The 24,972-nt window shown below is 67.6% G+C and carries 24 protein-coding genes; 17 read left to right on the plus strand and 7 right to left on the minus strand.

Going from position 1 to position 24,972, the window contains the following annotated elements:
* Positions 1-53: 53 nt before the first annotated feature.
* Positions 54-1,556, plus strand: a complete 1,503-nt coding sequence (locus tag VL15_RS14555; protein ID WP_048246334.1) for an amino acid permease — start codon at positions 54-56, stop codon at positions 1,554-1,556.
* A 51-nt stretch (positions 1,557-1,607) separates the two neighbouring features.
* Here the strand turns inward: VL15_RS14555 and VL15_RS14560 are convergent, their stop codons facing one another.
* Positions 1,608-2,291 (minus strand): alpha/beta hydrolase, encoded by a 684-nt coding sequence (locus VL15_RS14560; RefSeq protein ID WP_048246335.1) that lies wholly within the window; start codon positions 2,289-2,291, stop codon positions 1,608-1,610.
* A 259-nt stretch (positions 2,292-2,550) separates the two neighbouring features.
* Here VL15_RS14560 and VL15_RS14565 point away from each other — a divergent pair, with 259 nt between their 5' ends.
* Both VL15_RS14565 and VL15_RS14570 read left to right on the plus strand, forming a co-directional pair.
* The gene (locus tag VL15_RS14565; protein ID WP_048246336.1) at positions 2,551-2,793 is read left to right on the plus strand and encodes an antitoxin; all 243 of its coding nucleotides are present in this window, start codon (positions 2,551-2,553) and stop codon (positions 2,791-2,793) included.
* On the plus strand, positions 2,790-3,197 hold the full coding sequence (locus VL15_RS14570) for a type II toxin-antitoxin system VapC family toxin (RefSeq protein ID WP_048246337.1): 408 nt from the start codon (positions 2,790-2,792) through the stop codon (positions 3,195-3,197). Before VL15_RS14565 ends, VL15_RS14570 begins: the two co-directional genes overlap by 4 nt.
* Before the next feature lie 99 nt (positions 3,198-3,296).
* Here the strand turns inward: VL15_RS14570 and VL15_RS14575 are convergent, their stop codons facing one another.
* Both VL15_RS14575 and VL15_RS14580 read right to left on the minus strand, forming a co-directional pair.
* Positions 3,297-4,784, minus strand: a complete 1,488-nt coding sequence (locus tag VL15_RS14575; protein ID WP_048246338.1) for an aldehyde dehydrogenase — start codon at positions 4,782-4,784, stop codon at positions 3,297-3,299.
* An 18-nt stretch (positions 4,785-4,802) separates the two neighbouring features.
* A complete protein-coding gene (locus VL15_RS14580) occupies positions 4,803-5,381 on the minus strand; it encodes a thioesterase family protein (RefSeq protein ID WP_048246339.1) in 579 nt (192 codons plus the stop codon).
* Between the two features lie 262 nt (positions 5,382-5,643).
* On the opposite strand from VL15_RS14580, the gene VL15_RS14585 reads away from it, so the two are divergent.
* Positions 5,644-6,774, plus strand: a complete 1,131-nt coding sequence (locus tag VL15_RS14585) for a porin (protein WP_048246340.1) — start codon at positions 5,644-5,646, stop codon at positions 6,772-6,774.
* Positions 6,775-6,817: 43 nt separating this feature from the next.
* Complete coding sequence (locus VL15_RS14590) at positions 6,818-8,209, plus strand: FAD-binding oxidoreductase (protein WP_048246341.1); 1,392 nt, start codon at positions 6,818-6,820, stop codon at positions 8,207-8,209.
* 75 nt (positions 8,210-8,284) lie between these two features.
* On the opposite strand, the gene VL15_RS14595 is transcribed toward VL15_RS14590, so the two are convergent.
* Genes VL15_RS14595 through VL15_RS14605 form a run of 3 tightly spaced genes read right to left on the minus strand, consistent with a single transcriptional unit; the run spans position 8,285 to position 12,414 of the window.
* The gene (locus VL15_RS14595) at positions 8,285-10,414 is read right to left on the minus strand and encodes an acetate--CoA ligase family protein (RefSeq protein ID WP_048246342.1); all 2,130 of its coding nucleotides are present in this window, start codon (positions 10,412-10,414) and stop codon (positions 8,285-8,287) included.
* A gap of 50 nt (positions 10,415-10,464) precedes the next feature.
* Positions 10,465-11,622, minus strand: coding sequence for an acyl-CoA dehydrogenase family protein (locus tag VL15_RS14600; protein ID WP_048246343.1), 1,158 nt, complete (start codon positions 11,620-11,622; stop codon positions 10,465-10,467).
* A 3-nt stretch (positions 11,623-11,625) separates the two neighbouring features.
* Positions 11,626-12,414, minus strand: a complete 789-nt coding sequence (locus VL15_RS14605; RefSeq protein ID WP_048246344.1) for an enoyl-CoA hydratase/isomerase family protein — start codon at positions 12,412-12,414, stop codon at positions 11,626-11,628.
* Positions 12,415-12,558: 144 nt separating this feature from the next.
* Between VL15_RS14605 and VL15_RS14610 the strand changes: the two genes are divergently transcribed.
* From VL15_RS14610 to VL15_RS14650, 9 genes are all read left to right on the plus strand, one after another.
* Positions 12,559-13,725 (plus strand): ABC transporter ATP-binding protein, encoded by a 1,167-nt coding sequence (locus VL15_RS14610; protein ID WP_053077643.1) that lies wholly within the window; start codon positions 12,559-12,561, stop codon positions 13,723-13,725.
* Between the two features lie 120 nt (positions 13,726-13,845).
* Positions 13,846-14,955: an ABC transporter substrate-binding protein gene (locus tag VL15_RS14615; RefSeq protein WP_048246345.1), complete on the plus strand. Its 1,110-nt coding sequence runs from the start codon at positions 13,846-13,848 to the stop codon at positions 14,953-14,955.
* 25 nt (positions 14,956-14,980) lie between these two features.
* The gene (locus VL15_RS14620) at positions 14,981-15,856 is read left to right on the plus strand and encodes an ABC transporter permease (protein ID WP_048246346.1); all 876 of its coding nucleotides are present in this window, start codon (positions 14,981-14,983) and stop codon (positions 15,854-15,856) included.
* A 21-nt stretch (positions 15,857-15,877) separates the two neighbouring features.
* Positions 15,878-16,672, plus strand: a complete 795-nt coding sequence (locus tag VL15_RS14625) for an ABC transporter permease (protein WP_048246347.1) — start codon at positions 15,878-15,880, stop codon at positions 16,670-16,672.
* 42 nt (positions 16,673-16,714) lie between these two features.
* A complete protein-coding gene (locus VL15_RS14630) occupies positions 16,715-17,443 on the plus strand; it encodes an NAD(P)H-dependent oxidoreductase (protein ID WP_048246348.1) in 729 nt (242 codons plus the stop codon).
* A 29-nt stretch (positions 17,444-17,472) separates the two neighbouring features.
* Entirely contained in the window at positions 17,473-18,222 is a 750-nt protein-coding gene (locus tag VL15_RS14635; protein ID WP_155420215.1) for an electron transfer flavoprotein subunit beta/FixA family protein, read from the plus strand.
* Positions 18,223-18,238: 16 nt separating this feature from the next.
* Positions 18,239-19,186, plus strand: a complete 948-nt coding sequence (locus VL15_RS14640) for an electron transfer flavoprotein subunit alpha/FixB family protein (protein ID WP_048246350.1) — start codon at positions 18,239-18,241, stop codon at positions 19,184-19,186.
* A gap of 62 nt (positions 19,187-19,248) precedes the next feature.
* A complete protein-coding gene (locus VL15_RS14645) occupies positions 19,249-19,887 on the plus strand; it encodes a MarC family protein (RefSeq protein ID WP_048246351.1) in 639 nt (212 codons plus the stop codon).
* A gap of 52 nt (positions 19,888-19,939) precedes the next feature.
* Positions 19,940-21,541 (plus strand): 5-guanidino-2-oxopentanoate decarboxylase, encoded by a 1,602-nt coding sequence (locus tag VL15_RS14650; RefSeq protein WP_048246352.1) that lies wholly within the window; start codon positions 19,940-19,942, stop codon positions 21,539-21,541.
* A 76-nt stretch (positions 21,542-21,617) separates the two neighbouring features.
* Here the strand turns inward: VL15_RS14650 and VL15_RS14655 are convergent, their stop codons facing one another.
* Entirely contained in the window at positions 21,618-22,208 is a 591-nt protein-coding gene (locus VL15_RS14655; protein ID WP_230684445.1) for a TetR family transcriptional regulator C-terminal domain-containing protein, read from the minus strand.
* A gap of 304 nt (positions 22,209-22,512) precedes the next feature.
* Between VL15_RS14655 and VL15_RS14660 the strand changes: the two genes are divergently transcribed.
* The 3 genes from VL15_RS14660 (at position 22,513) to VL15_RS14670 (ending at position 24,960) form a co-directional block, all read left to right on the plus strand.
* Positions 22,513-23,319 carry an ABC transporter ATP-binding protein gene (locus VL15_RS14660; protein WP_048246353.1) on the plus strand — a complete coding sequence of 269 codons (807 nt, stop codon included), beginning with the start codon at positions 22,513-22,515 and terminating at the stop codon, positions 23,317-23,319.
* 71 nt (positions 23,320-23,390) lie between these two features.
* On the plus strand, positions 23,391-24,188 hold the full coding sequence (locus tag VL15_RS14665; RefSeq protein WP_048246354.1) for a transporter substrate-binding domain-containing protein: 798 nt from the start codon (positions 23,391-23,393) through the stop codon (positions 24,186-24,188).
* Positions 24,189-24,243: 55 nt separating this feature from the next.
* A complete protein-coding gene (locus VL15_RS14670; protein ID WP_048246355.1) occupies positions 24,244-24,960 on the plus strand; it encodes an ABC transporter permease in 717 nt (238 codons plus the stop codon).
* Positions 24,961-24,972: the final 12 nt, after the last annotated feature.

A 24,972-nucleotide genomic window follows, 5' to 3' on the forward strand; every position in this document is an offset into this window, starting at 1 on the left:
TTCCAGAAGCGCCCCCGCGCGGGGCGCGATACATCAATAAATGGAGACTCACAATGAAACACACCAGCGAGCGGCCGGTCGATCCGGCCGGCGGCGCGGATGCCCGTCATGCCGACCCCGATGCGATGTTCGCGTCGCACGAAGCCGGTTATGCGAAGCAGTTGAAGCCGCGGCACGTGCAGATGATCGCGATGGGCGGCGCGATCGGCACCGGCCTCTTTCTCGGCGCGGGCGGACGCCTGCAGAGCGCGGGGCCCGCGCTGGCGCTCGTGTATCTCGTCTGCGGCGTGTTCGCGTTCCTGATCATGCGCGCGCTCGGCGAGCTCGTGATGCATCGGCCGACCAGCGGCAGCTTCGCGTCGTATGCACGGGAGTTCATGGGCGAGCGCGCATCGTTCGTCGCGGGCTGGATGTACTACCTGAACTGGGCAACCACCGGCATCGTCGACATCACCGCGGTCGCGATCTACATGAAGTACTGGGCCGTGTTCACGGACGTGCCGCAATGGGTGTTCGCGCTCGGCGCGCTCGGGATCGTGTCGGTGATGAACATGATCGGCGTGAAGGTGTTCGGCGAGATGGAGTTCTGGTTCTCGCTCGTCAAGGTGGGGACGCTCGCGGTGTTTCTCGCGGTCGGTGCCGTGTTCCTCGCGAGCGGCCATCCGGTCGCCGGCCAGATGCCGGGGCTCCACCTGGTCGCGGATCACGGCGGGATCTTTCCGCATGGGATCCTGCCGGCCGTGCTGATCGTGCAGGGCGTCGTGTTCGCGTATGCGAGCATCGAGCTCGTCGGCGTCGCGGCGGGCGAGACCGCCGATGCGCGCAAGGTGTTGCCGAAGGCCATCAACAGCGTGATGTGGCGCATTGCGCTGTTCTACGTCGGCTCGGTCGTGCTGTTGACGATGCTGCTGCCGTGGACCGCGTACAGCTCGCACGAAAGCCCGTTCGTGACGTTCTTCAGCAAGCTCGGCGTGCCGTACGTCGGCACCGTGATGAACGTCGTGGTGCTGACCGCCGCGCTGTCGAGCCTGAACTCCGGCCTCTATTCGACCGGGCGCGTGCTGCGTTCGCTCGCGATGGGCGGGTCGGCGCCGCGCTTCGTGTCGCGGATGAACGCACGCGGCGTGCCGTACGGCGGGATCCTGATCACGGTCGCGATCAATGCGATCGGCGTGCCGCTGAACTACATCGTGCCGGCCCAGGCGTTCGAGATCGTGCTGAACATGGCGTCGCTCGGGATCATCACGACCTGGGGCTTCATCGTGATGTGCCAGATCCTGTTCCGCCGCGCGGTCGATCGCGGCGAGCTGCAGGCCGTATCGTTCCGGATGCCCGGCGCGCCGTTCACGTCGTGGCTCACGCTGGTTTTCCTCGTCGGCGTGCTGGTGCTGATGGCGTTCGACTATCCGGGCGGGACGTGGACCGTCGCGACGATTCCGGTCGTCGTGCTCGCGCTGGTGATCGGCTGGAAGCTGGCGAAGCGCGGCGTCGCGCGCGAGCGGGCGGTTGCCGCGCCCGTGGCGCGTACCGTCGCCGATCCGGCGCGGAACGCTTGACGAATCGCGCCGGTGAAGCCGGTCCGTTCGCGGGCCGGCTTCCCGGTGCGCTCAGTTCAACCCGGTGCGCTCATCGACCCACCGGCCGAAATCGGCGGCCATTTCCTGGGTCAGTTCATGCCCGGCTTCGTATAGCCGCGTGTCGTGCGCGACACCGAGCGCCGTGAGTTTCGCGTCGGCGGTGTCGGCCCAGGCGACGGGCAGCTTGTCGTCGAAGCGGCCGTGCACGATCAGCGCGTGAAGCGGGCGAAGCGCATCGCGCGGCGCGATCAGCGGATCGATTTCCGGCAGGATGCGGCCGCACAGCACGGCGAACGCGGTGACGTCGTCCGGCGACGTGAGGCCGACGCTCGCGCTCATGATGCCGCCCTGGCTGAAACCGGCGATCACGGTCGGCAATGCGGAGCCTGCGCCGTTTTGCGCACGGAATGCACGCAGCAGCGCGATCAGCTGCACGCGGCTTGCGTCCGCGCGGGCCGCGTCGATTTCAGGGCCGTTCGGGCCGAAGCGCACCGGAAACCACGCGTACTGATTGGGCCCGAACGTGAGCGGGCCGCGCACGAACGCGATCTCGATGCGCGGGTCGATCGCATCGGCAATGTTCTGAAGGTTGGTTTCGTTGCCGCCGACGCCATGCAGCAGCAACAGGCGGGCGGCGGGGCGCTCGGCGGCCGGGCGCAGCCGGTACTGGAGGCCTGAATCGGGTTCGGTGGTCAGCGGCAGGACGTCGGTCATTGCGTGGGTCCGGAAAGGGAACGATGCGACAGTCTAGAGCGTGCGGACGGGGAGGTGAATCGCCGGGTTGCGATTGATTGTTTCCTGGTGGGAATGAATCGGGGAGCGGTTCGTGTCGGGGACAGATTGTCCGTACCGCAGCGCATGGAGCGGGCCGAAGGCAAAAACCCCCGCGGAAAACCGGCCGATCGGACGACTCGTCATCTTCACGCACAGTTGATAAAGTAGATACATTCTGTAGATACGTGAGGGCGTGAAGATGGATATTGCCAAGCTCTTCAAGCATGGCGGATCGCAGGCCGTCCGGCTGCCGAAGGATTTCCGCTTCGAGACGACCGAGGTCAGGATTCGCCGCCACGGAGCGTCCGTCATTCTCGAACCGGTGCCGCAAGACTGGACATGGCTGACGCCGTTGATCGGTCCGGTCGACGCCGATTTCGAGGCCGCCGCAACAACCCAGCCGGCCGCTCAAGAACGCCCGGGACTGGACGTGTTTGAATGAAGTTTCTGCTGGAGACCAATGCGGTAATCGCCATTCTCAAAGGCGAGCCGGCCATGTTGACCAGGCTGCGTGCGCATCAACCGGCAGATTTCGGCATTCCGGCGATCGTCGCACACGAGCTCTATTACGGCGCTTACAAAAGTCAGCGAGTCGCAGCCAATCTGGCACGCGTGGAGGGGCTCCAGTTCGAGGTCGTGTCGTTCGACGCGGAAGATGCTCAGCATGCCGGCGAAATTCGTGCGCAGTTGACCGCGGCAGGCACCCCGATCGGTCCGTACGATGCGTTGATCGCGGGGCAGGCGCGTGCGCGACGGCTGGTGCTTGTCACGCATAACACGCGCGAATTCGAGCGAGTCGCCGAGCTGCAGGTCGAGGATTGGCTCGCAGACGCGCGCGAAAACTGACCGCATTGCGGTCATCCGGCGACCGGAACGGATTCCCGATCGCCGAATTCGGCTCGCCACGCGCTCGCGATCCGGCTTGCGAGCGCCGCCCATTTCGCGTTACCGAAGCCGGATGATCGTCGACTTCAGTTCCGTGTATTTCTCCAGCGCGTGCAGCGAGTTGTCGCGCCCGTTGCCCGACTCCTTGAAGCCGCCGAACGGGAAGTTCATGTCGTCGGTTTCCTCGTAGCCATTCACCCACACCGTGCCGGCCCGCAACCGGCGCGCGGTTTCGTGCGCGGTCGTCAGGTTTGCCGTCCACACCGATGCCGCGAGCCCGTAGCGCGTGTCGTTCGCGAGCGCGACGGCCGTATCGAGATCGTCGAATGCGGTGACCGCGAGCACGGGCCCGAAGATCTCCTCGCGCACGATCCGCGCATCGGCACGCGGGCAGTCGAACACGGTCGGCTCGACGTACTGGCCGCCACTCGCGGTGCGTGCGCGCTTGCCGCCCGCCAGCAGCGTCGCCTCGTCGCGGCCGGCATCGACGTAGCCGAGCACGCGCTCGACCTGCGCCGCGTCGATCAGGCTGCCCATCCGCGTGTCGGGCGACAGCGGATCGCCGGGCGCATAGTCGGGCGCGATCGCGAGCACGCGCGCGACCAACGCGTCGCGAATCTCGCGATGGACCAGCAGCCGCGAGCCGGCCGTGCACATCTGTCCGGTGTTGTAGAACACCGCATGCGCGACGGTGCGTGCCGCGCGGTCGAGGTCGGGGCAGTCGGGCAGCACGATCTGCGGCGACTTGCCGCCGAGTTCGAGCCACACGCGCTTCAGGTTCGAATCGGCCGCGCAGCGCGCGACCTTGTGGCCGACCGCGGTCGAGCCGGTAAACGCGATGCAGTCCACGTCCGGATGGCGCGCGAGCGCTTCGCCCGCGTCTCCGAAGCCCGGCAGCACGTTGAGCACGCCGGCCGGCAACCCGGCTTGCGCCGCGAGCGCGGCGAGCCGCAGCGCACTCAGCGGCGATTTCTCCGACGGTTTCAGTACGACGCTGTTGCCGGCCGCGAGCGCGGGCGCGCATTTCCACATCGCGATCATCGCGGGGAAATTCCACGGCACGACCGCGGCGACCACGCCGATCGGCTCGCGCGTGACGAGCCCGACGAGATGCGCGTCAGCCGGCACGACTTCGCCGCCGGTCTTGTCGATCGCTTCCGCGAACCATTCGGCGCAATACGCGGTGGACGGAATATCGACCGCAGTCGTATCGGCGATCGGCTTGCCGGTGTCGAGCGTCTCGAGCAGCGCGAGATCGTCCGCGTGCTCGCGGATCAGCGCGGCCCAGCGCAGCAGCACGCGCTTGCGTTCGCGCGGTGTCGCACCGCGCCATGCGCCGTGCTCGAACGCACGCCGCGCGGCCGCAACCGCGAGGTCGGCGTCGGCCTGCCGGCAATGCGCGACCTGGGCGAGCACGCGGCCGTCGATCGGGCTCGTGCATGCGAAGGTCGCGCCGTCGTGCGCGTCGCGGAACGCGCCATCCACGAAGGCGCGCGATTCGATTTCGAGTTGGCCGGCGCGCGTGCGCCAGGCGTCGTTCGTCTGCATGGAAGGCTCCGTCATGGTTCAGCGTGAAGCGGGGGCGGGGCGGCGGATCGCGATCGCGCGGCCCGCATGAGGTTCGCGCGGCGCGCGTGCGTGTTCGGCATGAATCGCGTCGAGATGCCGGCGCATCGTGTCGGGAAACGGCGCGGAGCGCTTCGCGCGCATGTCGACGTGGGTCAGCAGTTGCTCGCCGGTCGCGAGCTGCGCACCGGTCGTCGCGTGATGCATCGAATGGAACACGTGCAGGCGCCGGTCGTCCACATCGAGCAATCGCAGCGTGAGCCTGAGCGGATCGCCGAGCATCGCTTCGCGCAGGTGGCGGATGTGGGTTTCCGACGAATAGATCGAGCAGCCGGCTTTGCGATAGTCGTCGTCGATGCCGAAATAACGGAAGAACGCGTCGCTGCTGTCGCCGAACACGAGCAGGTAGCACGATTCGCTCATGTGGCCGTTGTAGTCGACCCATTCGGGCTGCACGGTGCAGCGGTGCAGTTCGAGCGGCGTCGCGATCGGCGCGCCCGGGTCGTACGGGCGAGACTTCTGTCCTTCGTAGGCCGAGCGCAGGCGCGGCTCGGCGGCGGGGCTGAGGTGGGTCGTCATCCGGTGCACTCCGAGGTTCGGAACGGGCCCGCGCGTCGTCCGCGGGGCTGCCGGTCGATGTTATGACAGGTTGAACGTTTTTTCAATAAAGATATCGCCGATGCGTGTAAACACCGGTGCCGATCGGTGCCTCTATCGATTGAACATTCATTCAACGAAACCTATACTCGCCAGCGCCGCGATGCCGAAGCGAAGCAGGCGGGCGGTCTTTCACGAACAACGACAATCGATCCGCGTCGCGCGGAAACTGGAGACACCGGAAATGAAGAAACGCTTCCTGCTGGCCGGCTTGATGTCGGTGATGGCCCACGGTTATGCGCACGCGCAGAGCAGCGTCTCGCTGTACGGGATCATCGACGGCGGCATCACCTACGTGAACAATACGGGCGGCGCGCATGCGTATCTGTTCGACGACGGCGTGTCGTACGGCAACCGCGTCGGCCTGATGGGCACCGAGGATCTCGGCGGCGGCAACAAGGCCGTGTTCAAGCTCGAGAACGGCTTCCGGCTCGGCACGGGCAAGCTGAACCAGGGCGGCGCGATGTTCGGGCGCCAGGCTTACGTGGGGCTCGGCAACGACTGGGGCACGCTGACGTTCGGCAATCAGTACGACTTCGCGTTCGACTTCACGGCGGCGTTCAACGTCAGCGCGTTCGGCAGCGGCTACGGCGTGCACCTCGGCGATTTCGACCGCCAGAGCGGCGACCGGCTGCAGAACGCGGTGAAGTTCGTCAGCAACAGCTTCCACGGGCTCGTGGTCGGCGGCATGTATTCGTTCAGCAACGACGCGGGCAGTTTCCACGACGGCAGCGCGTGGAGCGTCGGCGCGACCTACACGCAAGGTGATTTCTCGGCGGGCGGCAACTATACGCGGCTCAATTCGCCGCGCGGGCTCGCGGCGCTCGACCCGTATGCGCAGATCGGCGTGACGACGATGCTTGGGCAGACGGTCGCGACGATCGATCCGGCGACCGGCGCCGTCACCGACCTGCACGACTCGACGCCGTTTGCGATCAATTCGCAGTCGATCTTCGGGATCGGCGCATCGTACGTGCTCGGCAAGCTGACGCTCAGCGCAGACTTCAGCAACACGACGTTCAAGGGCTACGGGCAATCGTCGACGATGCGCGTGTACGAGGCGGGCGGTGTGTACCAGGCGACCGCGCCGCTGTCGCTCGTCGCGGGCTACCAGTACACGACCTTCGAAGGCCATCACTGGCACGAGGCCGCGCTCGGCGCGCACTACGCGTTGTCGAAACGCACCGACGTGTATGCGGCCGTCGACTGGATGCGCGCGTCGAACGGCGTCGACGCGGTGATCGGCTACAGCTTCGCGCCGTCGACGAGCCGCACGCAGGCCGCCGCACGCGTCGGCATGCGGCACAACTTCTGATCCTTCTGTTTCCATGGGCCGGGAACGGCCGGCCCCGTCGACCATGTCCGATTTTTCCTCGAACGGCGACGTCGTCGCCGCGTTGCGCGATGCGCTCGGTGACGATTGCGTGAGCACGGGCGACGCGATCGGCACGCGTCATTTCACGAACTACGGCGAAGCGCCGGGCGCGCGGCCGCATGCGCTGCTGCGGCCGCGCAGCGTCGGCGACGTGAGCCGCGCGCTCGCGATCTGCACCGCATACCGGCAGACGGTCGTGCCGCAGGGCGGGATGACGGGGCTCGCGGCCGGCGCGGCGCCAACCGAGGGTGACGTCGCGCTGTCGCTCGAGCGGCTGACGGGTGTCGTCGAGATCGACGCGGACGCGGCGACCGTCACAGCCTGGGCCGGCACCACGCTGCAGGATCTGCAACAGGCGGTGGACGACGCGGGGTTCGCGCTCGGCATCGATCTCGGCGCACGCGGTTCGTGCCAGATCGGCGGCAATGTCGCGAGCAACGCGGGCGGCAACCGCGTGATCCGCTACGGCACCACGCGCGAACAGGTGCTCGGTCTCGAAGTGGTGCTGGCCGACGGCACCGTGCTGGGTTCGCTGAACAAGCTGCTGAAAAACAACACGGGATACGACCTGCGGCAGATCTTCGTCGGCAGCGAAGGCACGCTCGGCATCGTCACGCGTGTCGTGCTGCGGCTGCATCCGAAGCTCGCCGCGCCGTCGACCGCGCTGTGCGCGGTGCGCGACACGGCCGCGGCGCTCGCGCTGCTGCGCGATGCGCGGGCGTCGTGCGCGGACTTGCTCAGTTTCGAGACGATGTGGCCGGCGTTCTACGGCTACGTCGCCGAACACACGCCGGGCCTGCGTGCGCCGTTGCCGGCGGACGGCGGCGTCAAGGTGCTGATCGAATGCGCAAGCGGTGACGCGGCGCAGACCGCCGAGCGATTTGAAACCGTGCTGGCCGGCTGGCTCGAACGCGGGCTGATCGACGATGCGGCGCTCGCGCAGAGCGCCGCGGACGCCCAGGCGTTCTGGACGTTGAGGGAAGGGCTCGCGATCGACGCGCTGCCCGGCCTGGTGAATTTCGACGTGGGGATTCCGCCGCGCGAGACGGCGGCGTTCATCGACGCGTGCGATCGCGCGCTGACGACACGCTGGCCCGGCGCGCACGTGTTCTTCTTCGGGCATCTCGGCGACAGCAACCTGCATGTCTGCGTATCGGCGCCGTATGCGAAGGGCGAAAGCGCGCACGACGTCGACGCGGTGCTGTATCCGCTGGTGCGCGACGCGGGCGGATCGGTGTCGGCCGAGCATGGCATCGGGCGCTACAAGCGCGACTGGCTCGGCTGCTCGCGCAGCGACACCGAACTGGCCGCGATGCGCACGCTCAAGCACGCATTCGATCCGCTCGGGCTGCTCAATCCCGGCAAGGTGCTCTGAACATCACGCCGCGCGGCGGCATCCGGCCCGCTCGTGCATCGCGCGAGCGGGCCGGTGCGTTTCATGGCCGGTGTATCAGGTATCGAGCCTCACCAGCGCGTCGACCGCGACCGCGCCGTGTTCCATCGCCAGCAGCGGATTGACGTCGAGCTCAACGAGCGTATCCGCGTGCGCCTGTGCGAAGCGCGCGATCGCCATCACGTTCGCGACGACGGCATCGAGATCGGCCTTCGGCCGCCCGCGATAGCCGATCAGCAGCGGCCCGAGCTTCAGCCCGAGCAGCGCGTCGCGCACGTCGCTTTCCCGTACCGGCAGCAGCAGCGTCGCGGTGTCGCGGATCAGCTCGACCAGTACGCCGCCGGCGCCGAGCACGAGTGCGAGACCGAAGTTCGGCTCGCGCTTCACGCCGACGATCAGTTCGAGCAGCGGCGCGTCGGCCATCTTCTCGACGAGGATGCGCTCGACGCGCACGTCGGGCGCATGACGCGCGACTTGCGCGGTCATTCGCTCGACCGCGGCGGCGACGGCCTCGGGCGATGCGAGCTTCAGCGCTACCGCACCGGCCTCGGTCTTGTGCGGCAGGCGATCGCTGACGACCTTCACGCACACCGGAAAACCGAGCCGCTGCGCGGCGGCCGGCGCATCGGCGGGGGCGACGCATTCGGCTGGCGGCACGTCGAGCCCGTGCGCGGCCAGCATGCGCTTGCTCGCCCATTCGTCGTGCAGCGTGGCCGCGCCGTCGTCGCCATGGCCGGCCCGCAACACGGGCAGCGCGTTCAGCGCATCGGCATCGAGGATGCGGCGGCGCGTGTCGCCGTAGGTCATCGCCGCGCCGATCGCGTCGATCCCGTCGGCGAGCCCCTGCAGCGGTGCGATGCCGGCCGCGGCCATGCGCGCCGCGTGATCGGGCGGCGTCAGGTCGGGAAACACCGAGATGACCGCGCCGACCACGCCGTGCTGGCGCGCGGACGCCGCGAACGCGTTGGCCGCGATGTCGCACAGCGGCCGTTCGCCGGTTGCTTCCTGCGGATAGTCGAGGATCATCGCGGCCGCGCCCGGGCGATCGGCCAGCAGCGCGTCGCAGCACGCGCGCATCTTGTCGGGGTCGCCCCACGGCGTCGTCGTGAAGTCGAGCGGGTTCGCGATCGTCGCGTAGGCGGGCAGCACGTTGGCGAGCGCGTCGCGGCCCGCGTCGCCGACCGGGGGGAACGCGATGCCGCGTGCTTCACCGAGATCGGCGACGAGCCCCGCATCACCGCCGGATGTCGCTAGCGCGGCCAGCGTGCGGCGCTCGGGCACGCCGGCGATCGCGAGCAGCTTCAGCGTCTCGACGAGGCCGACCGGGTCCTTCACGCGGATCACGCCGAGCCGCCGGAACAGCGCGTCGTACAGCGCGTCCGAGCCCGCGAGCGAACTCGTGTGGCTCATCGCGAGCTGTGCGCCAAGCGTCGACGTGCCGCTCTTCAGCGCGACGATCGGCACGCCGCGCGCGAGCGCGCGTGCGGCGGCCTCGCTGAATGCGCGCACGTCCTTCAGGCCTTCGAGATGCACGCCGATCGCGCGGATACGCGGATCGTCGACGAACGCGTCGACGAGGCGCGCGATGTCGACCGAGGCCTGGTTGCCGACGCTCGCGAGGGTCGCGAACGGCACCGAGCGGGCGCTCATCGACAGGTTGTACGCGAGGTTGCCGCTCTGCGTGATCACGGCGACGCCCGATTCGACGCGCGGCGCGCCGTGCGCGACGGGCCACAGCGCGCTGCCGTTCAGGCCGTTGATCAGCCCGTAGCAGTTCGGCCCGAGCACGGCCAGGTCGCCGGCCGCGTCGACGAGCGCTTGCTGCAGCGCGGCGCCGTCGGCGCCGGTCTCGGAGAAACCCGATGCGTAGACGATCGCGCCGCCCGCGCCGCGTTCGGCGAGCGCGCGCACGACGTCGATCGCCTGCCGCGCGGGCACCGCGACGAACACGGCATCGGGCGCGGCGGGCAGGTCGGCGACGCTCGCATGGCAGCGCACGCCGTCGATTTCGGCATGGTTCGGGTTGACGAGCCAGATATCGCCGGCGTAACCGTAGTCGCGACAGCGCTGCACGGCGCCCGCGATGCCGCGTCCGCCGACGAACGCGATGCTGGCCGGCTCGAGCAGCCGGCGCAGGTTGGCCGCGGCGGTGGTGCGGCGATCCCTGACTGCGGGAGAGGAATTCATGAAAAGTCCTTTCGGAAGTCGCGCCGTACTTGCCGGCGCGGCGGTTCGCGTCAGCTGTAGCGTCGGAGGATTTCCTTGGACAGGATGTGTCGCTGGATCTCGGACGTGCCTTCCCAGATGCGCTCGATGCGCGCATCGCGCCAGAAGCGCTCGATCGGCAGTTCGTCCATCAGCCCCATGCCGCCGTAGATCTGCACCGCATGATCGGTCACGCGGCCGAGCGTTTCGGTCGCCAGCAGCTTCGCGAGCGCGGCATCGCCGTCGGTCATCGTGCCCAGGTCGAGCTTCTGCGCGGTATAGAGCGTGACGAGTTCCGCCGCGCGAATCTCGGTCTGCATGTCGGCGAGCTTGAACGACGTGCCCTGGAATTCGCCGATGCGCTTGCCGAACTGCTGGCGTGTCGCGGCCCATTCGGCCGCCATCTCGAACGCGCGCTGCGCGCGGCCGATGTTGTTCGCCGCGACCATCACGCGGCCGGCGGTGAGCCAGTCGTTCGCGAGATCGAAGCCGCGATGTTCCTCGCCGAGGATCTGCGCGGTGCTGACGCGGCAGTCGGACAGGAAGATCTCCGACTGGTGGTAGCCGCGCAGGCTCGTGCAGTGCGGGCCGCGCCGCACGGTCATGCCCGGCGTGTCCTTGTCGATCAGGAAGCAGGTCACGCGCTTGCGTTTCTGGCCGCGCACTTCCTCCTCGCCGGTGACGGCGAACAGGATCACGAAATCGGCCGTATCGGCGTGGCTGATGAAGTGCTTGCTGCCGTTGATCACGTAGTCGTCGCCGTCGCGCACCGCGCGCGTGCGGATGCCCATCGCGTCGGAGCCGGCACCCGGCTCGGTTAGCGCGAAGCAGTCCACGCGCTCGCCGCGCACGGTCGGTTTCAGGTAGCGCTCGATCTGGTCGCCCTTGCACGCCATCAGGATCTTGCTCGGCCGCGCGACGAACACGTGCAGCGCCCAGCTCGTGCGGCCGAGCTCGCGCTCGACGAGCGCCTGTGTCACGTAGTCGAGGCCCGGGCCGCCGGCGCTTTCGGGCATGTTGAACGCATAAAAACCCAGGTCGAGCGCCTTGCGGCGGATCGAATCGGCGAGTTCGGGCGGCACGTCGTCCGCACGGTCGACCGCGAATTCATGGGGCTGCAGTTCCTTCTCGACGAACTGTCGCAGCGACGACACCAGCATTTCCTGCTCTTGAGTCAGCGAAAAATCCATGAATCATCTCCCGACAAAATTAGGTGCGCGACCTTCGACCGATGCGCGTAGCGCTTCCTGGCCGTCCTCGCTGTGACCGCAAGCGACACAGGCCGCCAGTTCGCCGCGCAATTGCTCGGCGAGGGTGTGCGTGAGCGACTGCGCGAGCAGCGCCTTCGCATGGCCGAACGCGACGCTCGGCCCTTGCGCGAGACGCGCGGCGAAGGCGGCGACGTGTTGTGCGAACGCGTCGGCGTCGACGACTTCGGACACGAGCCCGGCCGCGAGCGCGTCCTGCGCGTTCCAGCGTTCGTTCAGGAAGATGTAGCGGCGCACGACGTCGGGCCGCGCGAGACGCGGCAGGAACCAGCTGCCGCCCATGTCGGGGCTGTAGCCCATGCCCGTATAGCCGCAGCGCAGCGTCGCGGCCGTGCTGGCGATGCGGAAGTCGCACGCGAAGCCGATGTCGGTGCCCGCGCCGACCGTCGAGCCGTTCAGCGCCGCGACGGTGGGGCGCGGAAATGCCGCCAGCGCCTCGACGAAGCGGTGCGCGCGCTCGCTCCAGCCGTAGGTATCGAGTTCGCCGTTGCGCTCGGCCTCGGCCCATTCATCGACGTCGGCGCCCGCACAGAATGCGCTGCCGGTGCCGGTCAGCACGAGGCAGCGCACGGCCGGGTCGTTCGCGAGCGTGTCCAGCGTGTCGCGAAGAAAGTCGAGATGCGGCCGCGCGAGCGAATTGCGCTTCGCCGGGCGGTTCAGGCGAAGCGTCACGACCCCGTCGTGCCGTTCGATTCGGATGTCCTCGTTGCTCATGTTGCCACTGTCTCCTTGGTGTTGGGTGTCGTGTTGTGTCAGAGCCGGCAAGGGTCGCCGCTACTTGCGAACCGCATTTCGGCATAGTATAAGTTCTGTTAAATGAACGTTCAACCCAAATGTGAGTTGACCAGGAGACACGCGATGAGCGCGGTGATGGAGACGACGGCAGGTGTGGAGCAGGGTGGGCCCGGTGCGCACGCGGTTCGCGCGGAACCGGTGGGGCGCACGGCGAGCGGTGCGGGTCTGCAGATCGACCGCGTGTCGAAACGCTACGGCAACGTGCATGCGCTGCGGGAAACGACGATCGACATTCCGCGCGGCGAATTCCTGACGATCCTCGGGCCGTCGGGTTCCGGCAAGACGACGCTGCTGACGATCGTCGCGGGGTTCGAGCATCCGACGACCGGCGACCTGCGCGTCGGCGGCCGCAGCATCGTCGCGTTGCCGCCCGAGAAGCGCAACTTCGGGATGGTGTTCCAGGGTTATGCGCTGTTTCCGCACATGACGGTCGAGCAGAACGTCGCGTATCCGCTGATGGTGCGCAAGCAGAAGGGGCCCGACGCGGTGAAGCGCGTGAAGGCCGCGCTCGATCTCGTGCGGCTCGGCCAGCTCGCGGACCGGTTGCCGCGCCAGTTGTCCGGCGGCCAGCAGCAGCGCGTCGCGATTGCGCGCGCGCTGGTGTTCGATCCCGATCTCGTGCTGCTCGACGAGCCGCTCGGCGCGCTCGACCGCAAGCTGCGCGGCGAGGTGCAGGTCGAACTCAAGGCGCTGCACGAACGGCTCGGCGCAACGTTCCTGTTCGTCACGCACGATCAGGAGGAGGCGCTGTCGATGTCGGACCGCATCGCGATCATGCGCGACGGCCGGCTCGAACAGATCGGGACGCCGGACGGGTTGTACGAACAGCCGGCCAACCGCTTCGTCGCCGATTTCCTCGGCAAGAGCAACTTCATCGAAGGTATCGCGCTCGGCGGCGATGCCGCGGCGACGCACTATCGCGTCGGCGATGCGCGGTTCGTCGCGCCCGCCTGCGGCGCTCGGCCGGACGACACGCTGCTGTTCGCGCTGCGGCCGGAGAAGGTTGGCGTCTCGGCCACATCGTGTGGTGGCGTGCACAACGAAGTGGCCGGCCGGATTCGCCACTGGAGCTATTTCGGTTCGTCGTACCGCTTCGAGATCGACACCGCGGCGCTCGGTTGCGTGACCGCCGATGTGCCGGCCTGGCGCGGACTCGCGTCGCCGCGCACCGGCATGGACGTGTTCGTGCAGTGGGAGCGTGACGCCACCTGCCGGATCGAGCGCGACTGACGCGACGAACGATGCATCCCGCGCGACGCGGCGAACGCCGTCGTCGCCGGCCGATTCAACGGTGCCCGGAAACGACGAGATGCGTGCGGGTGCTGCCCCGCCCAGCAAGGAGGAGACACCATGACGAACCGCTATCTGCAGGACCTGCTCGACCAGGCACGCGAGCTTCAACCCGCGACCTCGCAGCGCCGCCGCGACTTCCTGCGGCTGTGCGCGGCCGCCGGCGTCGCGCCTACGCTGCTGGCGGCGGGCGCGAAGGACGCGCTGGCCGCGAACCCGAAGGAGATCGTGCTCAGCGCGTGGGGCGGCGAGGCGCGCTCCGCGTTTCGCTCCGCCTATATGGACCCGTTCACGAAGGTGAGCGGGATCCGGATGGGCTACGACTCGTCGCCGGAGGACGGCAAGATCAAGGCGATGGTCGAGAACCGGAACGTGATCTGGGACGTGATGGATCTCGACGGTTTCGCGGCGATCAAGCTCGGCAAGCAGGGGTTCCTGCGGCCGATCGATTATTCGGTCGTCGGCCGTAACGCGTTGCCGGGGCTCGCATCGGATTTCGGCGTGCCGTCGTACTTGCTGAGCTACGTGCTCGTCTACGACGCGCGCAAGTTCGGCGCGAATCCGCCGAAGAACTGGGCCGATTTCTGGAGCGTCGGCAAGTTTCCGGGCAAGCGCGGGTTGTGGAAGTGGATGGGCGGCGCGCTCGAGGCCGCGCTGATGGCCGATGGCGTCGACAAGGACAAGGTCTACCCGATCGATGTGCCGCGTGCGATGAAGAAGCTCAAGGAGCTGCGCTCGAACGTGCTGCTGTGGGATTCGGGCGCGGACAGCCTGCAACTGCTGCGCAACGGCGAAGTCAGCATGGCGTGTATCTGGCATACGCGCGCGAACGTGCTGCAGCGCGAAAGCAGCGGGCGGTTCCGCTATACGTGGGAGCAGGGGCTCGCGTCGTGCGACGTGTGGGGCGTGCCGAAGAACAATCCGTCGGGCGACGCCGTCTGGCAGTTCATCAAGTTCGTGCAGGGCGTCGAGCCGCAGGTGCGCCTGCTGTCGCTGCTCGGCAACGGGCCGGTGACGCCGGTCGCGACGGCCGCCGTGCCGCAGGCGCTGCGTGCGGACAATCCCGGCACGCCGGAGAACTGGGCCAAGCAGTGCAAGGTGAATCCCGAGTGGTGGGCGCAGCATTACGAAGCGACGCTCGCGCAGTACACCGACCTGATGTCGTCCTGAGCCGCCGCCTCGTGAGCATGACGCCATGAATACCCTGACTACCCCTGTCGCGGGCGCCGCCCCGCTCGGCCGCGCGAAAGCCGACCGCTACTGGCTGCTGGTCGTGCCGCTGCTCGCGGTGCTGATCGTGCTGTACGTGTATCCGCTCGTGCGCGTGCTGTGGCTCGGCTTCGCGGTGCCGGAGCCCGGCCTGCACAACTACGCGCGGCTGCTCGACAACCGTGGCGTGCACCGCGTGCTGTGGACGACACTGCGTGTATGTGCGGTCACGACCGTGTGCTCGGTCGCGCTCGGTTATGCAATCGCGTATGCGATGGCGCACGTCGGGCCGCGCCAGCGGATCGCGCTGATGTTCGGGCTGCTCGTGCCGTTCTGGGCGTCGGTGCTGGTGCGCGCGTTCTCGTGGCTGTTCCTGCTCGGCGAGCAGGGGCTCGTCAACACGCTGCTGATGCGCATCGGGCTGATCGACGCGCCGCTGCCGCTGATGCGCAACGAGATCGGCGTCGTGATCGGGATGATCCACTTCATGATCCCGTACGCGGTGCTGCCGCTGTACGCGAACATGAAGGGCATCGACCCGCAGCTGGTGCGTGCGTCGCAGGGGCTCGGCGCGGGCGCGCTCGTCACGTTCCGCAAGGTGTATTTCCCGCAGACGCGGCCGGGCATCGTCGGCGCGGCGATCCTCGTGTTCATCTTCTCGCTCGGCTTTTACGTGACGCCGGTGATTCTCGGCGGCGGCCGCACGGTGATGATCGCCGAATACATCAGCACGCAGATCCTGCAGCTCATGAACTGGGGCAGCGGGGCGGCGCTCGCGTCGTTGCTGCTGGCGTCGATCCTGGCCGCGCTCGCGCTGCTCGCACGTTTCGTCGACCTGCGCGAGCTGTTCGGCGCGCGCTGAATCCGACCGGAGGAATCGAAGATGAAGACCAGACTGACGGCCGGCCGCGCACTCGTGGTTGGCATTGCATGGGCGGCGATCCTGTTCCTGATGCTGCCGCTGCTCGTGTCGGTGCCCGTGTCGCTGACGCCGAGCGACTACCTGTCGATGCCGGACGGCGCGCTGTCGCTGCGGCATTACAGCGTGCTGCTCGACGACGACGGCTGGGTGTCGAGCTTCCTGCAGAGCGGGCTGATCGCGCTCGTTTCGTCGGCGATCTCGGTGACGCTCGGCACCTTGTGCGCGATCGGCTTGTGGAAGGTGGCATCGCGGCGCGGCGAGCTGGTGCGCGGCGTGATCCTGTTTCCGCTGATCGTGCCGCCGATCGTGTCGGCGCTCGCGTTCTACCGGCTGTGGGGCGAGCTCGGGATGCTCGACAGCTATCCGGCGGTGATCCTGTCGCATGTCGTGCTGTCGGTGCCTTATGTGGTCGTCGCGGTATCCGCATCGCTCGCGACGGTCGGCCTGCGGATCGAGCAGGCGTCGCGCAGCCTCGGCGCGAACCTGTCGCAGACGCTGCGCTACGTGATCCTGCCGTCGATCCGGCCCGGCGTGCTGTCGGCGGCCGTGTTCGCATTCATCCTGTCGTGGGACGAACTGGTCGTCACGCTGTTCATTTCGAGCCGGGGCGTCTACACGCTGCCGCGCCGCATGTGGGACGGGATGCGCGAGAACGTGGATCCGGCGATCGCGTCGGTCTCCACGCTGCTGCTGGCGGCTACCTGTATCGCGATCGGCCTGTCGCTGCTGCGCAAGCGTGCGGCCGGGTCCGTCTGATATCAACCGAATCAACGTTACGTTGCGGAGAAGAAAAGCACCATGAAAGTCCTGATCGTTCACGCCCATCCCGAACCGCAGTCGTTCACGACGTCGATGCTGCACCGCGCGGTGAGCACGCTCGAAGCGCAGGGGCATACCGTGACGGTGTCCGACCTGTACGCGATGCAGTGGAACCCGGTCGCGAGCGCGGCCGATTTCGGCGTGCGGAAGAACCCGGACTATCTCGTCTATGCGCTGGAGCAGCGCGAGAACGTCGCCGCGCATGCGATCGCGCCCGACATCGCCGCCGAACTCGACAAGCTGGTCGCCTGCGACCTGCTGATCCTGAGCTTCCCGCTGTTCTGGTGCTCGATGCCGGCGATCATGAAAGGCTGGATCGACCGCGTGCTCGTGTCGGGCAAGGTGTACGGCGGCGTGCGCTTCTACGACCGCGGCGGAATGCGCGGCAAGCGCGCGCTGCTCGCCTATACGTGCGGCGGCCGCGACTACATGTTCGGCGCGGACGGCGTGCACGGCGAGATGGACCTGATGCTGCGCCACGTGCTGCGCGGCACGCTCGGTTATGCGGGTTTCGACGTGCTGCCGTCGTTTGTCGGTTATCACGTGCCGTATATCGGCGACGTCGAGCGGGCGGCCGTGCTCGAACGCTACGACGCGTACCTGACGCAGCTCGATCGGCTGGAACCGATGGCGTTCCCGACGCTCGACGATTTCGATGGCGACATGCGGCCGCGCGAACGCGCGCCGCAGGAAGCCGCGCAGGACTGAACGATTCGATTCCGGGGGAATGAATGAGCATCAAGGTACTGGTGGCAGTGAAGCGGGTGGTCGATTACAACGTGAAGGTCCGCGTGAAGTCGGACCACACGGGTGTCGACCTCGCGAACGTGAAGATGTCGATGAACCCGTTCGACGAAATCGCCGTTGAAGAAGCCGTGCGCCTGAAGGAAGCGGGCGTCGCGACCGAAGTGATCGCCGTGTCGGTGGGCGTCACGCAGGCGCAGGAAACGCTGCGCACGGCGCTGGCGATCGGCGCGGATCGCGCGATCCTCGTCGAATCGACCGACAGCGTCGAGCCGCTGGCTGTCGCGAAGATCCTGAAGGCGCTGGTCGACAAGGAACAGCCGCAACTGGTGATTCTCGGCAAGCAGGCGATCGACGACGATTCGAACCAGACGGGCCAGATGCTGGCTGCGCTGGCCGGCCTGCCGCAAGCGACGTTCGCGTCGAAGGTGACGGTCGCCGACGGCAAGGCCACGGTCGCACGTGAAGTCGACGGCGGCGCGGAAACGCTGTCGCTTCGACTGCCGGCCGTGGTGACCACGGACCTACGCCTGAACGAGCCGCGCTACGTGACGCTGCCGAACATCATGAAGGCGAAGAAGAAGCCGCTGGAAACCGTGAAGCCGGAAGACCTGGGCGTGGACGTCGCGCCGCGTCTGAAGACGCTGAAGGTGGTCGAACCGCCGAAGCGCGCGGCCGGCGTGAAGGTGCCGGACGTGAAGACGCTGGTCGAGAAGCTGAAGACCGAAGCCAAGGTGCTGTAAGAGGGAGCGCAAGGAAATGACGATTCTGGTGATTGCAGAACACGACAACGCGTCGGTCAAGGCCGCGACGTTGAATACGGTGGCGGCGGCAGCCGAGGTTGGAAAATTCGTCGGCGGCGACATTCACGTGCTGGTCGCGGGCCACAACGCACAAGCGGCGGCCGATGCGGCAGCAAAGATCGCAGGTGTTTCGAAGGTGCTGCTGGCCGACGCGCCGCAGCTCGAAGCGGGCCTCGCGGAAAACGTCGAAGCGACCGCGCTGAACATCGCGAAGGACTACTCGCACATCCTCGCGCCGGCTACCGCCTACGGCAAGAATATCGCGCCGCGTATCGCCGCGAAGCTGGACGTCGCGCAGATCTCGGACATCACGGCGGTCGATTCAGCCGACACGTTCGAGCGCCCGATCTACGCGGGCAACGCAATCGCGACGGTGCAGTCGAGCGACCCGGTCAAGGTCATCACGGTGCGCTCGACGGGTTTCGATCCGGTGGCGGCCGAAGGCGGCAGCGCAGCGGTCGAGAAGATCGCGGCAGCGGCCGACACCGGCAAGTCGCAGTTCGTGGGCCGTGAGGTGACGAAGCTGGACCGTCCGGAACTCACAAGCGCAAGCATCATCGTGTCGGGCGGCCGCGGTCTGGGTAGCGGCGAGAACTACACGAAGGTGCTGGAGCCGCTGGCCGACAAGCTGTCGGCTGCACTCGGCGCATCGCGCGCGGCAGTCGACGCAGGCTACGTGCCGAACGACTATCAGGTCGGCCAGACCGGCAAGATCGTCGCACCGCAGCTGTACATCGCGGTCGGCATCTCGGGGGCGATCCAGCATCTGGCCGGCATGAAGGATTCGAAGGTGATCGTCGCGATCAACAAGGATCCGGAAGCGCCGATCTTCAGCGTGGCCGACTACGGCCTCGTCGGCGATCTGTTCGCGACGGTCCCCGAACTCCACGCCGAACTCGGCTGACCAAGCCCCGGCCGCGATGCCATTGCATTCCTTATCCACCCGACCGCATCCGAGTGCGAACGATGACCCTGACGTCGAGCGACGTGCTGCTGTTCCTGACGGGCCTGCTGACGCTGTTCTGTCCGCCCGTCGCGATCCCGATGTACGCGGCGGTCACCGGGCATTTCCCGGATACGACACAGCGGCAGATCGCGTTCCGGCTGTTCGCGTGGATCGCGACGCTGATGGTCGGCGCGGTATGGGGCGGGCAGTTCCTGCTGCGCATGCTCGGCCTGACGCTCGGCGCATTGACGCTGACCGGCGGCCTCGTGCTGTGCCTGTGGTCGATCCCGATGATGCGCGGCACGGCGAACGACGAACGCAGCGGCGGCGACACGCGGCTCGAGTATGCGCAATGGCGCAACTACATCGCGGTGCCGCTGATCTTTCCGCTGTCGATTGGCAGTGCGGTGATGTCGCTCGTGATCACGACCGCGACGCGCTTCCATACGCCCGCCGACCTGCTGGCATTGAGCGCCGCCTGTGTGCTGCATGCGGGCGTGATCGGGCTCACGTATGCGTGCTCGGCGTCGTGGTGCCGCCGGCTCGGCGAGATCGGCAGGACGCTGGTCGAGCGGCTGTCCGGCATCGTGCTGACCGCGATCGCGTTCCAGATGCTCGCGCAGGGCGTGCGCGAACTGCTGCCGGGGCTCGCGCATTGACGGCAGCGGCCGGCGTACGATCTTCAAACCTGTCCTGAACGATGGAAACCTTATGAAAACAGTAGGCATGTACCTCGTCGATCTGCTCGCCGCCTACGGCGTCGACACGGTGTTCGGCATTCCCGGCGTGCATACGATCGAGCTGTATCGCGGCCTGGCCGGCAGCGCGCTGCGTCACGTGAGCGCGCGCCACGAGCAGGGCCTGGGTTTCATGGCGGACGGTTATGCGCGCGCGACCGGCAAGCCCGGCGTGTGTTTTGTGATCACCGGGCCCGGCATGACGAACATCGCGACGTCGATGGCGCAGGCGTATGCGGATTCGATTCCGATGCTGGTGATCTCGAGCGTCAACGCATCCGGCGACATTGGTTCGGGCAACGGCCATCTGCACGAACTGCCGGACCAGCATGCGTTCGCCGACAACGTCGCCGCGTTCAGCTACACGGTGCCGCGCGCCGACGCGCTGCCGCAGGCGATCGCGCGCGCATTCGCGGTGTTTTCGGGCGGCCGCCCGCGCCCCGTGCATATTCAGATTCCGCTCGACGTGCTCGCGGCGCCTGCCGATGCGTTGCCGCCGGTGCCGGCCGCGCCGCCGCGCATCGCGCCGGGGCCCGCATCGGCCCAGGGCATCGACGCATTCCGTGCGAAGGCGGCCGCCGCGCGCGCGCCGCTGATCCTCGCGGGCGGCGGCGCGCTCGACGCAGCCGACGACGTGCGCTGGCTCGCGGAAACGCTCGACGCACCGGTCGTGATGACGATCAACGGGCGCGGCGTGCTGCCGCCCGCCCATCCGCTCGGCATCGCGTGGTCGGCGTCGAGCGACGCGGTGCGTGCGCTGATGCGCGACAGCGACCTGATCATTGCGCTCGGCACCGAGCTGGGGCCGACCGACTACGATCTGTACGCAACACGCAGCTTCGCGATACCCGCGCCGCTCGTGCGGATCGACATCGACCCGCAACAGCTGTGCCGCAACGCGGTGCCCGCGTTGCCGCTGCTCGGCGACGTCGGCGAAACCGTGCGCGCACTCCGGCGCAGCTGGCCGGCCGCTGCGCCCGCGCGCGCGGACGGCGACGGCGTCGAACGCGCAGCGATGTGCCGCGCGGCGGCGCGGCAGGAACTGAACGACGAGATGCGGCGCGACCTCGCGCTGCTCGACAGCGTGCGCGACGCGTTACCCGATGCGGCGATCGTCGGCGATTCGACCCGCATCGTTTACGCGGGCAACGTCGGTTTCGCGGCGCCGCGCCCGCGCAGCTGGTTCAACGCGTCGGTGGGATTCGGCTCGCTCGGTTACGGGCTGCCGGCCGCCGTGGGTGCGAGCATTGGCGACGCGTCGCGCCCGGTCGTCTGCGTGGCCGGCGACGGCGGGCTCCAGTACACGCTCGCGGAGCTCGGTACCGCGGTGCAGCACCGCGCACGCGTGATCGTCGTGCTGCTGAACAACGGCGGGTACGGGGAGATCAAGCGCGCGATGGTCGACGTCGGTGTCGAGCCGGTCGGCGTGGATCTGCACACGCCGGATTTCGTCGCGATCGCGCGTGCGTACGGATGGGGTGCGCAGCGGGTCGAAGAGGGTACCTCGCTGGCCGGTGCGCTGAGCGAAGCGGCCGCCCACGACGCGCCGTACCTGATCGAGATCCGCGCGGCCTGAAAACGCGAACGGCCTCGCTGTGCGAGGCCGTCGTTGCCGCCGCCGGTCGCCCGGCGACGGGTGCGCGCGTGATGCGTTACGCCCGCTTGCGGGCCGTCTTCGGCGGCGGGAGGAACGTATCGACGACGCGCAGGCAGCTCGTCAGCGCGTCTTCCGCGGTGAACGACGTCGGGTCGCGCGCCAGCTCCAGCCAGAAGCCGTCGATCACGGCCGTCAGTGTCAGCGCGGCGAGATCGCTGTCGACGGTGCCGCCGCGCACTTCCGCGATCTGGTCGAACAGCTTCTTCAACGCTTGCCGGTAGCCGCTGTACAGCTCCTTGTGCGCCTTGCGGATCACCGGGTCGCTGTGCGCGACGCTCCAGAAGCCGAGCCATACCTTCACGTTCTTCGGCGCGAACACCGGCGTGGCGAAGCAGACCTTGATGATCGCGTCGAGCTTTTCCTCGGGGCCCGTCGCGTTCGCGGCCGCCGCGCGCGACACGTCGAGCAGGTCGGTCGCGAGCCGCTTGTAGGTCTGCGCCATCAGTTCGTCTTTCGACTGGAAATGATGATTGATCAGCCCGCGCGAGACCTTCGCTTCCGCGCAGATGCGGTCGATCGTGGTCTCGGAATAGCTGTAGCGCGCGATGCAGCGCATCGTCGCGTCGATGATCGATTGCTGACGCACCGCGGGTGTTTCTCGGATACCGCGGCTGCGTGCCTGAACCGGTGCCGTGCCAGGAGTCTTTTTCACGTGGTGACCTTACGGAATCGTCATGGCACCGATTATAGGGGAGTGCCGGACGCTTGTTCAATTACGGTGATGAAAGCGTCGCGAAACCCGCGAAAACCCTTGCTCTGGATTATTTTAAAACTGTTGAACCATTGTTCAACAGCACCTATACTCGACTCCGCATGAGGTTGGTCGGCCATTCAACAAGACGCCACGATCCCGCGTGGGACGGGCGTGAGAATTCGACACAGGAGACAGCATGTTGGCGCGGGTGGAGAGCGTGAAAACGGACGTCGAGGAACGCGTGCAGGTGGAAGATCTGCACAAGCGGTTCGGCGACCTGGAAGTGTTGAAGGGCGTGTCGCTGAGCGCGCGCGAAGGCGAGGTGATCTCGCTGATCGGTGCGAGCGGATCGGGCAAGAGCACGCTGCTACGCTGCATCAACCTGCTCGAGACGCCGACCCGGGGGCGCATCGTCGTCGACGGCGAGGAGATCGGGCTGAAAGTAGACCGCAAGGGGCGCACCGTGCCGACCGATGCGCGTCAGGTCGAGCGGGTCCGCACGCGGCTCGGCATGGTGTTCCAGAGCTTCAACCTGTGGGCGCACCGCACGGTGCTCGAGAACGTGATCGAGATGCCCGTGCATGTGCTGCGCGAACCGCGCGCCGAAGCGATCGCGCGCGCCGAGCAACTGCTCGAACGCGTCGGCCTGGCCGACAAGCGCAATGTCTATCCGGCCTTCCTGTCCGGCGGCCAGCAGCAGCGCGTCGCGATCGCACGTGCGCTGGCGATGCGGCCGAAAGTCATGCTGTTCGACGAGCCGACCTCCGCGCTCGACCCCGAGCGCGTCGGCGAAGTACTGAAGGTGATCCGCGATCTCGCGTGCGAAGGCCGCACGATGATACTCGTCACGCACGAGATGGCGTTCGCGCGCGACGTGTCCAGCAAGGTGCTGTTCCTGCACCAGGGGCGCGTCGAGGAGAGCGGCACGCCGTCGGAAATCTTCGATGCGCCGCAGAGCGAACGCTGCCGCCAGTTCGTCAACGCGCACCGGCAGCACCACTGAATCACGGGAGCCGCCCGCGAACGCGCGGGCCGGCCCGCCCGATCCCTATCTTTCCTGCAAGGAGTCCGACCATGAAACGTGTCGTACGCAGTCTGCTGTGCCTGTTCAGTATCGTCGTCGCGGCGCTCGCGCCGCTCGGTTCCGCGCATGCGTCGTCGGGCGTGCTGCGCTTCGGCGTCGCCGCCGAACCGTATCCGCCGTTCCTGATGAAGAGCCCTACCGGGCAGTGGAGCGGCTTCGAGGCCGACCTGATCCGCGCGCTGTGCGACCAGATGAAGGCGAAGTGCGAGATCAAGGAAGTCGCGTGGGACGGCATCATCCCGGCGCTGCTCAGCGACAAGATCGACGTGATCTTCAACTCGATGTCGATTACGCCGGAGCGCCAGAAGGTGATCGCGTTCTCGCGGCCGTACTACGAGACGCCGGGCACCTTCGTCGGCGCGAAGAACACGAAGCTCACGCTGACGCCCGACGGCCTGAAGGGCAAGGTGATCGGCGTGCAGGGCTCCACCGCGAACGCGGAGTTCATCAAGATGGCGTACGGCAAGGGCGCGACGGTGCGCCTGTACAACACGCAGGACGACTGCAACGCGGATCTCGTCGCGGGCCGGATCGACACGATGTATCTCGACCAGCTCGGCATCCTCGATTTCCTGAAGTCGAAGGATGGCTCGACGTTCGAGTTGAAGGGCCCCGGCAGCGTGAAGATGGATCCGGCGATCTTCGGCTACGGCGTCGGCGCGGGGATGCGCAAGGCCGATGCGCCGCTGAAGCAGCAGATGGACCAGGCGCTCGAACAGCTGCATGCGTCGGGCAAGTACGCGCAGATCGCGAAGAAGTATTTCCCGATCGACCTCTGGCCGCACTGATCGCGCCGCTACCGGCACACGGATACACCGGCGCACGCACGGACGAGGAGGCGGCATGGACGGTTGGGGATGGGTGAGCTACCTGGGCATGGACCCGGACGGCTGGGGCGTCGCGCTGCTGCAGGGCGCGGGCGTGACGCTCGAGATTTCGCTCGGCGCGTTCGTCGTCGGCATCGTGCTCGGGTTGCTGGGCGCGGCCGCGAAGTTGTCCGGCGTGCGCGCGCTCGAGCGGATCGCGCAGGGCTACACGACGGTGTGCCGCGCGGTGCCCGAACTGCTGCTGATCCTGCTGCTCTACTACGCGGGCACCGATGCGATCAACCTGCTGATGACGGCGATCGGCGTCGGGCCGGTCGCGGTCAACGGGTTCGCGGCGGCGGTGATCGTGCTCGGCATCGTGCAGGGTGCGTACGCGGCGGAGATCATCCGCGGCGCGATCCTTGCGATTCCGTACGGGCAGATCGAGGCCGGCCGCGCTTTCGGCGCGCCGCCGGGGCTCGTGTTCCGGCGCGTGACGCTGCCGGCGATGGCGCCGTACGCGCTGGCAGGTTTCGCGAACCTGTGGCTGATCCTCGTGAAGGACAGCGCGCTGATCAGCGTGGTCGGCTACAGCGAGCTGCTCTACACGGCGAAGCAGGCGGCCGGTTCGACGCGCGAATACATGCACTACTACCTGATGGTGGCTGCCGTGTATTTCGCGATCACGTCGCTGTCCGGTGTGCTGTTCCGCGAAATCGAGCGCCGCTTCGGCCGCTGGATGCCGGCATCGTGAACCGCGCCGCGC

Source organism: Burkholderia cepacia, assembly GCF_001039005.1.
In the GTDB taxonomy this organism is placed as follows: Bacteria; Pseudomonadota; Gammaproteobacteria; order Burkholderiales; family Burkholderiaceae; genus Burkholderia; species Burkholderia theae.